Source organism: Ruegeria sp. AM2 (assembly GCF_056540685.1).
In genome coordinates this window covers 227,195-242,116 of sequence record NZ_JBQFXE010000001.1, presented here as the reverse complement: position 1 = coordinate 242,116, position 14,922 = coordinate 227,195, and the positions used below count along the sequence as shown (strand labels likewise).

Here is a 14,922-nt window from a genome sequence, read left to right as displayed (position 1 = left end):
CGATTTCGACCGAAAGTGATAGTCAGGGGTTATGAAATTTTCCCTTCGGCAATTGCAGTATTTTCGGGCGGTGGCCGAACAGCGCAATTTCGGCCGCGCCGCACAGGTTTGTCACGTATCCCAGCCGGCGCTGTCAGTGCAAATCAAGGCGCTCGAGGAGGCGATGGGCGGCGCATTGTTCGAACGCCAAGCCCGAGACATCCTGCTGACACCGCTTGGCCGGGACGTTCTGGACCGGACGTTGCAGGTTCTTGAGGCTGCAGGAAAACTGGACCGGTTCGCGCGCGATCACTCGGACGGGCATCGGTCGCTGGCGATTGGGATCATCCCCACTGTCGCGCCTTACATATTGCCTGGCGTTCTGGCCGGGATGCGTGCGGGCGACGTTTCGCTAAAGGTACAGATTCGTGAGGCCAGAACGGCAACACTTTTATCAATGCTCCACGCCGGTGAAATCGACGCTGCTGTTCTCGCCCTGCCTTCGGGTGGCGTCGCTTTGCATGAAGAACCGCTGTTTCAAGACCATTTTCTGCTAGCCGGCAGCCAGACCAGGTTGAACAGCTTGACCGTGAGTCCGGATAGGCTGAGGCCAGTTGACCTGCAGGCCGCTCAATTGATGTTGCTTGAAGATGGCCATTGCCTAACGGATCAGGCGCTTGAGGTCTGCGGCCATGACCGGGCGAATGGACAGATCAATATGGGGGCATCCTCATTGGCGACGCTGTCACGCCTTGTAGCCGAAGGGTTTGGCCTGACACTGATGCCTGAACTGGCGGCCCGCGCGGAATCCGATGCGGTGCCTGGGCTCAGGTTGCTACGCTTTCGCGCACCGCAACCGTCTCGCACTATTGGTCTGGTTCGCCGTGCGTCGTCTAATGGCGAAGGATGGTTCGACAAACTTGCTGATCTCATTCGAAATGTGGGTGTGGATATGGTCGCCCAGAGTCAGACGTGAAACGGCGCATACCAGCTATGCACGGCAGGTCTGGAGGGCTGCTTGGGATTATGTTAGAGACGAAGAAAATTGACCCAAAGTCAGGAAACCAGCCGTGCGCGATCTGAATATTCCCGAACAGCGACACCCTGAAAAGGCGCATCGGCCCGACAATTCTCAGCCGAAAAAACCCAAATGGATCAGGGTCAAAGCCCCGGGTGGCAAAGGCTATGCCGAGACGCATAAGATCATGCGTGAGAACAACTTGGTAACCGTCTGTGAAGAAGCAGGATGCCCAAATGTGGGCGAATGCTGGAGCCAGGGTCACGCCACCATGATGATCATGGGCGAGATTTGTACACGCGGCTGCACATTCTGCAATATCGCGACCGGACGACCCGATGCGTTGGACGCCTTCGAACCTGGCCGGGTGGCGCATGCCGTTGAAAAGCTGGGTCTCAACCATGTCGTTATCACTTCGGTCGACCGCGATGACCTAAAGGATGGCGGTGCCGAGCACTTTGCCCAAACGATCCGTGCCGTCCGCCATCGCTCGCCCAAAACGACGATTGAGATTCTGACACCCGATTTTCTCAAATGCGACCCGTCCGTGCTTGAGGTCGTCGTCGAAGCAAAACCGGACGTGTTCAACCACAATCTGGAAACCGTTCCCGGCCTCTATCCCGAGGTTCGCCCGGGTGCTCGTTACTTCCATTCCCTTCGCCTGTTGCAAAGGGTCAAAGAGATGGACCCGTCGATTTTCACCAAATCCGGCATCATGGTCGGTCTGGGGGAAGAAGAACAGCAGGTGCGGCAGGTGATGGATGACATGCGTGCCGCAGATATCGATTTCCTGACGATCGGTCAGTACCTGCAGCCGACGCCAAAGCACCACGGTGTTGATCGCTTCGTCACGCCAGAAGAGTTTGCAGCCTATGAAAAAGCAGCCTTCGGCAAAGGGTTCCTGATGGTGTCTGCGACTCCGCTGACCCGTTCGTCGTATCATGCGGGTGATGATTTCGCCCGTCTGCGCGACGCGCGTCAAAAGAAGCTGAGCCAAGGGTGACCCCGGACGTTCTGGACTGGCTTGTCCAGATTCGCCACTCGCTGCATCGGGTTCCGGAAATTTCGGGTCAGGAGCAGGACACCGCTGCCAGAATCTTGGACCTGCTGAAGCTATGCAATCCAGATTCGGTTCTGACGAACATCGGCGGGCATGGCGTCGCTGCGATTTATAAAAGCGGCAAACCGGGCCCAACAATTGGCATACGGTGCGAATTGGATGGCCTGCCGATACAAGAAGAATCAAGCGCGCCCTATGCCTCGCAAGTCGCCGGTAAGGGCCATCTTTGCGGGCATGATGGTCACATGTCGATGGTTCTGGGCGTGGCGCATTCTCTGGGACAGGTTCGACCGGACCGAGGGCGGGTCGTTTTGATCTTTCAGCCTGCAGAGGAAACCGGGCAAGGGGCCGCAGCCTTTCGTGCCGATCCGCAGTTCGATGCAATCGCACCTGACATCGTGTTTTCCCTGCACAATTTGCCTGGGCTGGACTTGGGCGCAGTGCAACTGTGTGAAGGCGCGGCCAATTGTGCCTCGCGCGGAATGAGGATCGCGCTGACGGGAAAGACGTCTCATGCCGCAGCGCCGCAGGACGGTGTGTCACCGGCTGGCGCGTTGGCGGAACTTGTTCCGGCCTTGGCCGGTTTGGGAAAAGGCGGAGAGCTGGACGCGGAATACGCCTTAACAACCGTGACCCACGCGCGTTTGGGTGAAGCGACGTTTGGCATCTCGCCTGGGTATGCTGAGCTGTGGGTCACCCTTCGCACGGTATCTGACCATCGCATGGATGGGTTAATCAGTGAGGCGGAAGACTTGGTAAACAAAATCGCCCAGGCCAACAAATTGTCCGTCACGATCACATACGAGGACGTGTTTGAAGCGTGCACCAATAATGTCAGCGCCGTACGCGTACTGGCCGAGGCCTGTGGTATCCAAAATGTTCCATTGGATCTCGTTGCCGAGCCCCAACGGTTTTCCGAAGACTTCGGCCAATTCGGAAAAGGTGCAAAATCAGCGATGTTTTGGTTGGGGTCAGGGGAAAAGCACCCCCAGCTGCACAATCCTGATTATGACTTCCCGGATGCGCTTATCCCTATTGGCACCGGTATTTTCCTGCGAGCAATCGAAATCGCGTTGAAATAACAATATATTACGGTGTAAACCTCGTCCACTCTCCGGTGGCCCAATCAGGCCACCACCCCATGTACTCTATCCCAACGACGACCAGACAAATCGCAACGATTGCGAAGACAAAAATCACTCTGCGCGCCGAGGGTGGGTTTCGCGCCCATTGGGACATGCGCAAGAAGTGGCGAGGGCCCATTCAGTCCTCGGTAAATCGCACTTTGCCGATGAACGGCAGGTTTCGGTTGCGCTGTGCGTAGTCGATGCCATACCCCACGACAAATTCATCAGGTATCTCAAAGCCGATCCAGTCCGAGCGGAAATCAACTTCGCGCCGACTGGGTTTGTCCAGCAAGGCAATGGATTTCAGGCGTTTTGGTTTACGGCTTCGCAGGAGCTTGGTGACGTGGTTCAGCGTGTGGCCGGTGTCCACGATGTCTTCAACAACCAGCACATCGCGTCCCTCAATAGCACCGCGTAAGTCTTTGAGAATGCGCACTTCCCGGCTACTTTCCATCGAGTCTCCGTACGAAGACGCCTCAAGGAAATCCACCTCAATCGGTAGGTCCAACTCACGTACCAAATCGGCGATGAACACGAAGCTGCCGCGCAGCAGGCCGACGACGATCAGCTTGTCGGTTCCACCGAATTCATCCGTAATCTGACGACAAAGCTCTTCGATTCTGGCGGCGATGGCCTTGGCCGATATCATCTCATCTATCACATAAGTGCGCTGGCTCATCGCTGCCCCCTTGATCTTTGGCGCGCAACATACGACATGACGCGCCATTGTCACCTGCAAATACCCCAAAGCGATGCCGATCCATTCCGAGACCCGCCACCTGCCATACACCGCTCAGCAGATGTACGATCTGGTCGCGGATGTGCCGAAATATCCGCAATTTCTGCCGTGGTGCGCTGCTGCGCGCGTCCGCAGGACTTATGACCAGGGTGAAGGCCGCGTGATGGAGGCGGACCTGGTCATTTCGTTCAAGGTCTTCCGCGAACGGTTCGGCAGCCGGGTAACGTTGTTCGATCAGCAAAAGCGCATCGATACCGAGTATCTGGATGGTCCATTCAAGTATATGCGGTCGGATTGGCACTTTGAGGACGCGCCTGAGGGCGGGTGCAACGTGTCGTTTCACGTCGATTTCGAGTTCAAGAACGCCGTTCTGCAAGGTATTATCGGTGTCGTATTTAACGAAGCGATGCACCGCATCGTCCGCGCCTTTGAAACCCGCGCCACAGAGCTTTATGGCTAAGGGTTTACCCAAACCGCAACCGCGCTAGACTGCGCACCATGACCGATCTTGCAACTGCATTGTCCGCCTTTGCGTCAGGGCCGATTTCAACCACAGCACAGACTCGTATCGTGACCTCGCTTTCCTGTCTGGATTGGCTGGCGGTTGGGCGGGCAGGCGTCAATGCGCCGGTCTCGCATATCATTCGAAACATGGTGTTGGCAGAAGGCGGAGACGCGCAGGCCCGCCTGTTCGGTGGAGGCGCTGCGCCGTTGCGCGGGGCGGCCCTTGTCAACGGGACGGTCTCGCACGCCCTGGACTACGACGACACGCATTTTGCGCATATCGGGCATCCTTCGGTGGCGGTGTTTCCTGCCGCTTTGGCCATTGCAGAGTGGGATGATCGTCCGATTGTTGATCTTTTGGAGGCCGCACTGGTCGGGATGGAAGTGTCGATCCGGATGGGCCTATGGCTTGGACGCGGGCACTATCAAGCAGGCTTCCACCAGACCGCGACAGCCGGCGCCTTCGGAGCGGCGGTGGCGGTGGGTCGAATTCTGGGCTTTGATGCCGCGCACATGGGTCGGGTTCTGGGTCTTACGGCGACGCGCGCGTCGGGGCTCAAGAACCAATTCGGGACAATGGGAAAACCCTACAACGCGGGTCTCGCCGCCGCGACTGGTGTTGAGGCTGCACTATTGATCCGCGCGGGATTTGAGCCCAGCCAGAGCGCGTTGCAAGGTGAATACGGCTTTGGCAAAACGCATCAGGGTGCCGACGACAGCGCAGCAGCTCTGGACGGGCTGGGTGAAGAACGGCTTTTCGACAGCGTTAGCCACAAATTCCACGCCTGCTGCCACGGCCTGCACGCAGCGTTGGAGGCCGCGCGAGAACTGGACATCGCCGAGCCCGAAGTAGCTGAGATCAAGGTCAAAACGCATCCGCGCTGGATGAGTGTATGCAACCAACTCGCCCCAACCACTGGGCTGGGGGCAAAGTTCTCGTACCGCACTGTCATTGCGATGCAAGCAACAGGGTACGACACCGCGTTACCCGCGAGCTACTCTGAAAAAACCTGCTCTGATCCCAGGCTGATTTCTTTGCGCGACCGTGTCACGGTCGAAGCCGATGACAGTCTGTCGGAAACGCAGGCGCATTTGTTGTTGCTGCGTCGCGACGGCGCACGTCGCGAAGCCGACCATGATCTGCTGGCCCCGATGTCACTGGCTGATCGCGAGGATCGCGTCCGCCAGAAGGCGGGAAAACTCATCGGCCGAGACGAGGCCGATGCGATCTGGTCGATGCTACGAACAGGTGGCCGCGCCGCCGAGTTAGCCGACAGGTTGAGTGTTTAAACCACTCGCCAATGCAACGGAAAACCGGGGTCGAAAACGGTTACCGGACCATCCACAGACTCGATCTTGCTTATATATTCAACAGCTTCACCCTTTGCCAAAGTGATGGTGCTTTCGTTCACAGGCAGTCTGTAGAACGCTGGTCCATGGAGTGACGTAAACCCTTCGAGCTGCGCCAAAGCGCCCGCACGGTCAAACATTTCAGCCACGAGCGACATTGTGTTGGTTGCCGTGAAACACCCTGCGCATCCGCACGCCATTTCCTTATTGGCATCCGTATGCGGAGCGCTGTCGGTGCCTAGGAAAAACCGCTCATCACCCGAGGTCGCGGCGGCCAGCAGCGCCAGCCGATGCTCTTCACGTTTTGCCACGGGCAGGCAGTAATAGTGTGGTTTGATCCCGCCCACCAGAATGTGATTGCGGTTGATGATCAGGTGGTGCGCGGTGATCGTTGCGCCCAAATCGGCGGTGTTGGCTTTGACATAATCTACGCCGTTCGCTGTCGTGATATGCTCCATGACCACACGCAACCCTGGGGTCGATCTGCGGATCGGATCCAGTACCCGGTCGATAAAGACGGCCTCGCGATCAAATATATCGATCTCGGCATCCGTGACCTCGCCATGAACGCAAAGCGGCAGACCGATCTCGGCCATTTTTTCCAGCACTGGCCGGACCCTGTCGAAGTCCTGCACGCCCGAAGCCGAGTTCGTCGTGGCCCCCGCCGGGTAGAGTTTGACGGCTTTTACCAGCCCACTGGCATGCGCAGCGGCCACGTCTTCGGCATCCGTGTCCTCTGTCAGATACAACGTCATGAGGGGCTCGAACGTCATGTCACTGGGCAGCGCGGCCAGGATGCGGTCGCGATAAGCTGCCGCCTGATCGCCTGTCACAACCGGCGGAACCAGGTTCGGCATGATGATCGCACGTGCAAAATGGCGCGCGGTTTCTGGCAGGACGGCCTGCAACATCGCGCCATCGCGCAGATGCAGATGCCAGTCGTCGGGACGGCGGATCGTAAGGGTGTCGGTCATGCCCTCGGGCTAGCACAGGCGCTGAGTGGGTAAAAGGCCCCTGTTACGGTCATGGCCTTGTCTTCTGCGATGGGCGACGTAAGTCACGGAAAGACCACGGTCTTGACGCGCGGGCGCGGCCATGACCTGTTGTCCCGAGGGAGAAGAGTATGACGCAACCAGATTCAATCGACGCCGTTCAATCTATGCTGGGCGCGCAGGGTTATGTCTGCGGTCGGGCCTTGGCCACGGTCGTGTTCCTGTCATTGAAACTCGGGCGTCCGCTGTTTCTGGAAGGTGAGGCCGGTGTTGGCAAAACCGAGATTGCCAAGGCTATGGCCGCTGGTCTGAACCGACGCCTGATCCGGTTGCAATGCTACGAGGGGCTGGACGCGTCCTCGGCCGTCTACGAATGGAACTTCCCGGCGCAGATGGTGGCGATCCGCACCGCCGAGGCGTCCGGTGGCGCCGACCGCGGCGCGTTGCAGACCGAGCTTTTCTCGGATGAATACCTGATTGAGCGCCCTCTGCTTCAGGCCATGCGTCCCGACGAAAGCGGCGCGCCTGTTCTGTTGATCGACGAATTGGACCGCACGGATGAACCTTTTGAGGCTTTTCTGCTAGAGGCGCTCAGCGACTTTCAGGTGACGATTCCGGAACTGGGCACCGTAAAAGCGCCAGAACCGCCGATCGTCATCGTGACCTCGAACCGTACCCGCGAAGTCCACGACGCGCTCAAGCGGCGCTGTCTGTACCATTGGGTCGATTACCCGGATTTCGAACGCGAGATCGAAATCCTCCACGCCCGTGCACCCGAGGCTGCAGAGGCGCTTAGCCGCGAGGTTGTCGCCTTCGTCCAACATCTGCGCACGGAGGACCTGTTCAAAAAACCCGGTGTCGCGGAGACTATTGATTGGGCCAAATGCCTGCTGGCACTTGATGTGATCAACCTGAGCCCTGAAGTGATCGGTGACACATTGGGCGCGATCCTGAAATATCAGGACGACATCCAGAAACTGCAAGGCTCCGAGGCCAAGCGCATTCTGGACGAGGCCAAAGCCACTCTCGAACCTGCCTGATGCGTCTTTTGTCCAAAAACACTCTGGGGCTATGGGGGCAAGGCCCTCGTGAACGTCGATGGTAGAGCAACTTCCTCTGGATATCCCCGACAGTCCGAAACTTGCGCGGAACATCACGCATTTCGCGCGGGCGTTGCGCAAGGCGGGTTTGCCGATCGGAACAGGTCGCGTGGTCGATGCGATCCGCGCCGTTCAAGCCGCAGGTTTCACGCAAAAACAGGATTTCTACTGGACACTCCACGCCTGTTTCGTGAACCGTCCCGAACATCGCACTGTGTTCGCTCAGGTCTTTCGCCTCTATTGGCGCGATCCGAGGTATCTTGAACACATGATGTCCATGATGTTGCCTGCCATCCGGGGCGTGCAGGAGGAACGCAAAGCTGATTCCGCAGAGAAACGAGCGGCAGAGGCGCTGCTGGACGGTGTTGAGCGTGAGCAACCCGAAACACCTGAATCAGAAGGCGAGACAGAGATTGAAATTGATGCGACGCAGACCGCTTCGTCAGAAGAACGTCTGCGCAATCTTGATTTTGAGCAGATGAGCACCGAAGAGACCGCTCAGGCCAAACGCATTTTGTCGCGTCTGACTCTGCCAGTGCAACCGATTGCGTCTCGGCGCGGGCAGGCCAGTCATCTGGGCCACCGGATTGATCGGGCGCGTACGCTGCGTGCTGCCATGCGGCAGGGCGGCGACCTTCGGGATATCGCCCGGCAGCGGCCAAAGCCACGGTGGCCGAACCTAGTTGTGTTGTGTGACATCTCTGGCTCGATGAGCCAGTACAGCCGCATCATTCTGCATTTCCTGCACACGGTCTCTAACGCGAAAGGCGCAGGTTGGGCCAAAGTTCACGCGTTTACATTTGGAACGCAACTGACCAACATCACCCGCCACCTGCATCAACGCGACGTCGATGCCGCACTCGCCGCCGCCGGGGCCGAAGCGCAGGATTGGGAAGGCGGGACGCGTATTGGTGACTGTTTGCACCAATTTAACCGTGACTGGTCGAGGCGGGTCATGGGGCAAGGTGCTGTTGTCTTGCTGATCACAGATGGCCTTGAGCGTGGCGACCCAGAGCAGCTTGAAAAAGAGATCGAGCGTCTCCACCTTTCGTCCCGCCGTCTGATCTGGCTGAACCCGTTGCTGCGGTGGGATGGGTTCGCCCCGAAAGCGAAGGGTGTCGCAACAATGTTGCCCCATGTAGACAGCTTCAGGGCAGGGCATTCAATTGCGTCACTTGAAGAGTTGGCTTCCGTGATCTCCCAACCGGATGATCAGGGGCAGAAAGCGCGATTGATGACCGCGCTTTCCCAAGGATAATCAGCTTAGCTGCTCTTCATTGCACTTGCGGGCCATTTCCATCGCCTTGTAAGTGCCGGTCAGGTCAACGGTAAAGGCGAACTCCTTTTCCGGAAACACGATCATGACTTTCTTCTTGGCCAGATCGTCAGCGAACTGAGGGTCATCAGACAGGACATAGCCGCCCGAATAGCCTTTGGTGATGTTGCCTTTCATACCGGTTGCTTCACCTAGGTAGATATTGTCGCCGATCAAAATGGCCACGGCCTCTTTTTCACCGCGCTTAATGTCAGTCTTTGCCTTGGTGAAGACGCCAACGTAGCCGACACTTCGGTCTTCGGTCAGGCCCATCTGGACAACGTTTTCGGCGTCATCAACTGCTTCGATCAGGCAGGTTTTCTTGTCCTGATCGATAAAGACTTTCCAGCCCTCAACTTCGCCATACCGCAAGAACGTATCTGCCCAGCCTGCTGTTGCAGTCAAAATGCCAATTGCAGATGCCAGTTTAAGAATGCGTTTCAACCTCTTTCTCCTATTAGAAATATTCAGGGGGTTTACTCAGGCGGGACCCGAGCATGGCCGCAGGCTAGAACTCTGGCGCATGACATTCAATGCTTTGCTTATGTGAAAGCGAAATCGGCCTTTGGACGCCGGCACCCAACGCTCTGCCCGGCTTTTCATCACGTCAAACCTGACTATGTTGAACGCAGAGAAGGCCGGAGGTCTCAATGGAACGATTCGACAGCAGCCCAGAAACCGCATTGGAATGGTACCGCGCCGGACAGGGAACGGCGCTTGCCACTGTTGTGCAGACATGGGGCAGCGCACCGCGGCGCGTTGGGGCGCAACTCGTGATCGCCGGAGACGGCAAGATGCAGGGCTCAGTATCCGGGGGATGCGTCGAAGGGGCCGTGATCGTTGAAGCGTTGGAGGCAATCGAAGAGGGTGAGGCGCGTCTGCTTGAATTCGGTGTCAGTGACGAGGACGCCTTTGCTGTTGGCTTGGCATGTGGCGGCACAATTCGAGTGCTCGTTGAACCTGTTGGCACGGTTTTGACGAAACCCATGCTGGAAGAGTTGGTCGCGGCGCGTGCGCGACGCGAACCGGTTGCATACGAAGTAAATGTTGAAACAGGTCACCGTGCATTGCGTCGCAAGGCCTATCAGGACCGCCTACGCATGGATAGGTCGGGGTTTGAAGAAGATGGGCAAACCTTTGTTGCGGTGCATAACCCTCCATTGCGGCTGATCGTTGTCGGCGCGGTGCATATCGCGCAGGCCCTGGTGCCAATGGCGCGTATCGCGGGATACGATCCCTTCGTGATTGACCCGCGCGACGCCTTTGCCTCGGCCGCGCGCTTTCCCGGTGAGACGGTGCTGACAGATTGGCCCGACGAGGCCATCGCCGAATTGGGATTGGACGCGCGAACCGCCGTAGTTTTACTGACGCATGACCCCAAGATCGACGACCCTGCGCTGGAGGCGGCTCTGCAAGCTGACGTGTTTTATATCGGAGCATTAGGGTCTACGCGGACGCATGCAAAACGCGTAGATCGTATGAAGGCAGCGGGCTTTTCAGACCCCCAGATCGCGCAGGTTCACGGGCCGATAGGTCTGGATATTGGCGCAGCGGATCCATCGGAAATCGCGGTGGCCATTTTGGCTCAGATGACCGCCGTGTTGCGAGGCAAAGCGTGAAGTTCGGGCCTGTACCTGTCGCCGAAGCCAGAGGTGCAATTCTGGCGCATTCGGTCAAGACCAATGGCGGAAAGCTGCGCAAGGGGCTAACCCTGACCGTTGAACATCTTGCTCAGTTAACAGACACAGGACACGCCACAATCATAGTGGCGCGGCTGGAACCCGGCGATTGTCACGAAGACGAAGCGGCGCGAATGCTCGCCGAAGCATTGGCCCCGGATGCCCAGGCGGCGGGACTGCGTGTCACGCTGCCATTTACGGGCCGTGTTAATCTTCTTGCTGATGGACCGGGGGTCGCCGTTCTGGAGACGGACGCACTGTTGGCGTTCAATCAGGTCAACCCGATGATCACCGTTGCGACAGTTCCGCAGTATCAACAGATGGGTGCCGGTGGAATGGTGGCGACGATTAAGGTCATCTCCTACGCGGTTCCGGGCGCAGATGTTCTACGGGCGGCGCGACTGGCGCAAGGTGCGATCAAATTGGCCTCACCCGTTGTGAACACCGCTGGTCTGGTGGTGACCGATATTCCCGGCGGTCCCCCGAACGAAAAAGGCATTGCAGCGATGCGAGGCCGCGTCGAAGCCCTTGGAATGGACTTGTGTGACGTTCAGATCGTGCCGCATCACACTGGTGCACTGAGTGATGCGGTCCAGAATATCAAAGGAGACGTCGCAATGATCCTGACGGGGTCGGCGACGTCCGATGTAGATGATGTTGCCCCGCAGGCCGTCCGAGATGCAGGGGGGCAGGTCGATCGCTTCGGAATGCCGGTCGATCCGGGGAACCTGCTTTTTCTGGGCGCGTTGCAGGGTCGTCCGGTGATCGGTTTGCCGGGGTGCGCGCGGTCGCCGGCGCTTAACGGTGCGGACTGGGTTTTGTCCCGCGTCGCGTGCGGCATCGAAACCACAAACGCCGATATTGCCGGGATGGGCGTGGGTGGTCTGCTCAAGGAAATTCCGACACGTCCGCAGCCACGTTCTGCCAAACGCGTGTAACGCGCGGATATTTGACGACCAGTTGCGGCGATCTACATCGTGGCGTTGGTCGAAACTTGGGGTGCGAAAAAACGGCAAAGATTTTTGTTCTCAAACGAAAATTCCCGTGTTTAACTCGCCCTAATCAAAAATACCAAATGGGAGGAACTAATGACACAGGTCTCTATGACCGTGAACGGAAAATCCGTGAGCGGTGATGTCGAAGGCCGGACCTTGTTGTCCAGCTTTCTGCGCGACCACCTGTCGCTTACTGGAACGCATGTTGGTTGTGACACTGCACAATGCGGAGCGTGCGTCGTGCATGTGAATGGCGCGGCGGTTAAGTCCTGCAATATGCTGGCGCTTGAGGCTGATGGGGCCGACGTGGGCACCATAGAGGGTCAGGCGAACACGGATGGATCGCTGAACGTGATCCAGCAAGCCTTTCAGGATCATCACGGGCTTCAGTGCGGCTTTTGTACGCCCGGCATGGTCATGAGTGCTGCGGCCTTGCTGAAGGAAAACCCGCGCCCGACCGAGGCCGAGGTGCGAAAGTACCTTGAGGGCAACCTGTGCAGATGCACCGGTTACCACAACATCGTCAAAGCGATCATGGCCGCATCCGGCCAGGACGTGAGCAGCATCGCCGCCGAATAAGGCGGACAAGAATTTTCGACGAAAATTCTTTTCCCAGGGAGGAGAACAAGCAATGCCCAAAGACAGTGGCATCGGAGCCAGTTCCAAGCGGCGCGAGGACGTGCGCTTTCTGACCGGAGCAGGCAACTACACCGACGACATCAACGTGGCTGGACAGGCCTATGTGTATTTCCTGCGCTCGGATATCGCGCATGGCCGGATCAATTCCATCGACACCTCGGCGGCAGAAGGCATGCCGGGCGTAGTCAAAGTATTCACCGGCAAAGATTTCGAAGGCGTGGGCGGCATCCCCTGCGGCTGGGAGGTGACCGACAAGCACGGCGCGCCCATGCAGGAACCGGCGCACCCCATTCTGGCGCAAGGTAAAGTGCGCCATGTGGGCGATCCGATTGCAGCCGTGGTAGCAGATAGTCTGGCCGAGGCGCGCGACGCCGCCGAGGCGATCGATCTGGATATCGAGGAATTGCCTGCCGTGGTCGACATGAAGGCTGCTGCCCAAGAAGGTTCAACGTTGGTCCATGACGATCTGAAGAACAACATCTGCTATGACTGGCAACTGGGCGAGACCGATGACGCCAAGGTCAACGAGGTCTTTGCCAATGCGGCCCATGTGACAACGCTCGATCTGGTGAACAACCGCCTGGTCGCCAACCCGATGGAACCGCGCGTGGCGGTGGCGGAATACAGCCGTGGGACCGAGGACTATACGCTCTATACGACCTCGCAGAACCCGCATGTGATCCGCTTACTGATGTGCGCCTTTGTGTTGGGCCTGCCCGAGCATAAGGTCCGCGTTGTGGCCCCCGATGTGGGCGGTGGCTTTGGCACAAAGATCTTCCACTATGCGGAAGAGGCGTTTGTGACCTTCGCCGCCAAGGCCTGCAACCGGCCCGTGAAATGGTCGGCCAGCCGGTCCGAGGCGTTCATGTCGGATGCCCATGGCCGCGATCATGTCAGTACGATTGAGCTGGCGCTGGATGCGGACAATAACTTCATCGGTCTGCGCACCAATACCTTCGCCAATCTGGGGGCGTATCTGTCGACCTTCTCCAGCTCGGTGCCCACATGGCTGCACGGCACGTTGATGGCGGGCAACTACAAGACGCCGGTCATTCAGGTGAACGTGAAGGCGATGTTCACCAACACGGTGCCGGTGGATGCCTATCGCGGTGCGGGCCGGCCCGAGGCGACCTATCAGTTGGAACGCGTAGTGGACAAAGCCGCACGCGAGTTGGGCGTCGATCCGATCGCGCTGCGTCGTCAGAACTTTATCACCCAGTTCCCCTATGACACGCCGGTCGCTCTAACCTATGACACCGGGGATTATAACGGGACCATGGACAAGCTCGAGGCCGCTGCCGATCTGGCCGGATTTGCCGCGCGCCGGGCGCAGAGCGAGGCCAAGGGCAAGCTGCGGGGTCTGGGCATCAACTGCTATATCGAGGCCTGTGGTATTGCGCCGTCGAACATTGTTGGCATGCTGGGGGCCCGTGCGGGTCTCTATGATGCCGCCACCGTGCGGGTGAATGCCACCGGCTCGATCAGCGTCATGGTGGGCGCGCATAGCCACGGGCAGGGGCATGAGACCGCCTTTCCGCAGGTTGTGGCCGACATGATCGGCATTGATGAATCGATGGTCGAGATCGTGCATGGCGACACTTCGAAGATCCCGTTCGGTATGGGCACCTATGGCTCGCGCTCGCTGGCGGTTTGTGGCTCGGCCATGGTGAAGGCCACCGAGAAAGTGATCGACAAGGCCAAGAAGATCGCCGCCCACCTGCTGGAAGCGTCCGAGGCCGATATCGAGCTGAAGGACGGTCAGTTCAGCGTCGCAGGAACCGACAAGTCGGTGGCCTGGGGCGATGTGACCCTGACAGCCTATGTGCCGCATAACTATCCTTTGGAAGTTGAACCGGGTTTGGAGGAGACCGCGTTTTACGACCCGGCCAACTTCACCTATCCGGCTGGTGCTTACGCTTGCGAGGTCGAAGTCGATCCGGAAACCGGTCAGGTCAGCATTGAGGCGTTCACAGCTGCGGATGACTTTGGCAACATCGTCAATCCTATGATTGTAGATGGCCAGGTCCATGGCGGGATCGGTCAAGGCATCGGTCAGGCTCTGCTTGAGAACTGTGCCTATGACGAAAATGGCCAACTGCTGAGTGCGTCCTTCATGGACTACGCCATGCCGCGCGCCGATGATGTGCCGTTCTATGGCGTGGATCATTCCAGCCAAACGCCCTGCACGCATAACCCGCTTGGGGTGAAGGGCTGTGGTGAGGCCGGGGCCATTGGCTCCCCGCCTGCGGTGGTCAATGCGGTGCTGGATGCGCTGAACGCGGGCGGCAAGGCGGTGGATCACATCGACATGCCGGTGAGCCCGTCGCGTGTTTGGGCCGCGATGAACAGCTGAGAGGTTGGGGTGCGAGGGGCCAGCCCCTCGCGCTCCCCGGGATATTTATAGCCAGATGAAGAACGGATTAGT

The 14,922-nt window shown here is 58.4% G+C and carries 14 protein-coding genes; 11 read left to right on the top strand and 3 right to left on the bottom strand.

Annotation, left to right across the window (positions count from 1 at the left end; genetic code table 11):
- Positions 1-31: 31 nt before the first annotated feature.
- The 3 genes from ACR0CR_RS01265 to ACR0CR_RS01255 all read left to right on the top strand — a co-directional run bounded on the left by ACR0CR_RS01265 (position 32) and on the right by ACR0CR_RS01255 (position 3,139).
- On the top strand, positions 32-955 hold the full coding sequence (locus tag ACR0CR_RS01265; protein WP_480596003.1) for a LysR substrate-binding domain-containing protein: 924 nt from the start codon (positions 32-34) through the stop codon (positions 953-955).
- A 94-nt stretch (positions 956-1,049) separates the two neighbouring features.
- Positions 1,050-2,000, top strand: a complete 951-nt coding sequence (gene lipA, locus ACR0CR_RS01260; protein WP_480596001.1) for a lipoyl synthase — start codon at positions 1,050-1,052, stop codon at positions 1,998-2,000.
- Complete coding sequence (locus ACR0CR_RS01255; protein WP_480595999.1) at positions 1,997-3,139, top strand: amidohydrolase; 1,143 nt, start codon at positions 1,997-1,999, stop codon at positions 3,137-3,139. The genes lipA and ACR0CR_RS01255 overlap by 4 nt, the downstream gene beginning before the upstream one ends.
- Before the next feature lie 181 nt (positions 3,140-3,320).
- Here the strand turns inward: ACR0CR_RS01255 and hpt are convergent, their stop codons facing one another.
- Positions 3,321-3,863 (bottom strand): hypoxanthine phosphoribosyltransferase, encoded by a 543-nt coding sequence (gene hpt, locus ACR0CR_RS01250; protein ID WP_480595997.1) that lies wholly within the window; start codon positions 3,861-3,863, stop codon positions 3,321-3,323.
- A 73-nt stretch (positions 3,864-3,936) separates the two neighbouring features.
- On the opposite strand from hpt, the gene ACR0CR_RS01245 reads away from it, so the two are divergent.
- Positions 3,937-4,383: a type II toxin-antitoxin system RatA family toxin gene (locus ACR0CR_RS01245; protein ID WP_480595995.1), complete on the top strand. Its 447-nt coding sequence runs from the start codon at positions 3,937-3,939 to the stop codon at positions 4,381-4,383.
- Positions 4,384-4,421: 38 nt separating this feature from the next.
- The gene (locus ACR0CR_RS01240; protein WP_480595993.1) at positions 4,422-5,717 is read left to right on the top strand and encodes an MmgE/PrpD family protein; all 1,296 of its coding nucleotides are present in this window, start codon (positions 4,422-4,424) and stop codon (positions 5,715-5,717) included.
- Here the strand turns inward: ACR0CR_RS01240 and pyrC are convergent.
- A complete protein-coding gene (gene pyrC, locus ACR0CR_RS01235) occupies positions 5,714-6,751 on the bottom strand; it encodes a dihydroorotase (RefSeq protein WP_480595991.1) in 1,038 nt (345 codons plus the stop codon). The genes ACR0CR_RS01240 and pyrC overlap by 4 nt on opposite strands.
- 149 nt (positions 6,752-6,900) lie before the next feature.
- Between pyrC and ACR0CR_RS01230 the strand changes: the two genes are divergently transcribed.
- On the top strand, positions 6,901-7,809 hold the full coding sequence (locus tag ACR0CR_RS01230) for an AAA family ATPase (protein ID WP_480595989.1): 909 nt from the start codon (positions 6,901-6,903) through the stop codon (positions 7,807-7,809).
- Positions 7,810-7,867: 58 nt separating this feature from the next.
- Entirely contained in the window at positions 7,868-9,127 is a 1,260-nt protein-coding gene (locus tag ACR0CR_RS01225; RefSeq protein ID WP_480595988.1) for a vWA domain-containing protein, read from the top strand.
- Here the strand turns inward: ACR0CR_RS01225 and ACR0CR_RS01220 are convergent, their stop codons facing one another.
- Positions 9,128-9,628 carry a hypothetical protein gene (locus ACR0CR_RS01220; protein WP_480595986.1) on the bottom strand — a complete coding sequence of 167 codons (501 nt, stop codon included), beginning with the start codon at positions 9,626-9,628 and terminating at the stop codon, positions 9,128-9,130.
- 206 nt (positions 9,629-9,834) lie between these two features.
- Between ACR0CR_RS01220 and ACR0CR_RS01215 the strand changes: the two genes are divergently transcribed.
- From ACR0CR_RS01215 to ACR0CR_RS01200, 4 genes are all read left to right on the top strand, one after another.
- Positions 9,835-10,803: an XdhC family protein gene (locus tag ACR0CR_RS01215; RefSeq protein ID WP_480595984.1), complete on the top strand. Its 969-nt coding sequence runs from the start codon at positions 9,835-9,837 to the stop codon at positions 10,801-10,803.
- Positions 10,800-11,801, top strand: coding sequence for a molybdopterin-binding protein (locus tag ACR0CR_RS01210; protein ID WP_480595983.1), 1,002 nt, complete (start codon positions 10,800-10,802; stop codon positions 11,799-11,801). Before ACR0CR_RS01215 ends, ACR0CR_RS01210 begins: the two co-directional genes overlap by 4 nt.
- 150 nt (positions 11,802-11,951) lie before the next feature.
- Complete coding sequence (locus tag ACR0CR_RS01205) at positions 11,952-12,437, top strand: (2Fe-2S)-binding protein (protein ID WP_480595982.1); 486 nt, start codon at positions 11,952-11,954, stop codon at positions 12,435-12,437.
- A gap of 52 nt (positions 12,438-12,489) precedes the next feature.
- Entirely contained in the window at positions 12,490-14,850 is a 2,361-nt protein-coding gene (locus ACR0CR_RS01200; protein WP_480595980.1) for a xanthine dehydrogenase family protein molybdopterin-binding subunit, read from the top strand.
- Positions 14,851-14,922: the final 72 nt, after the last annotated feature.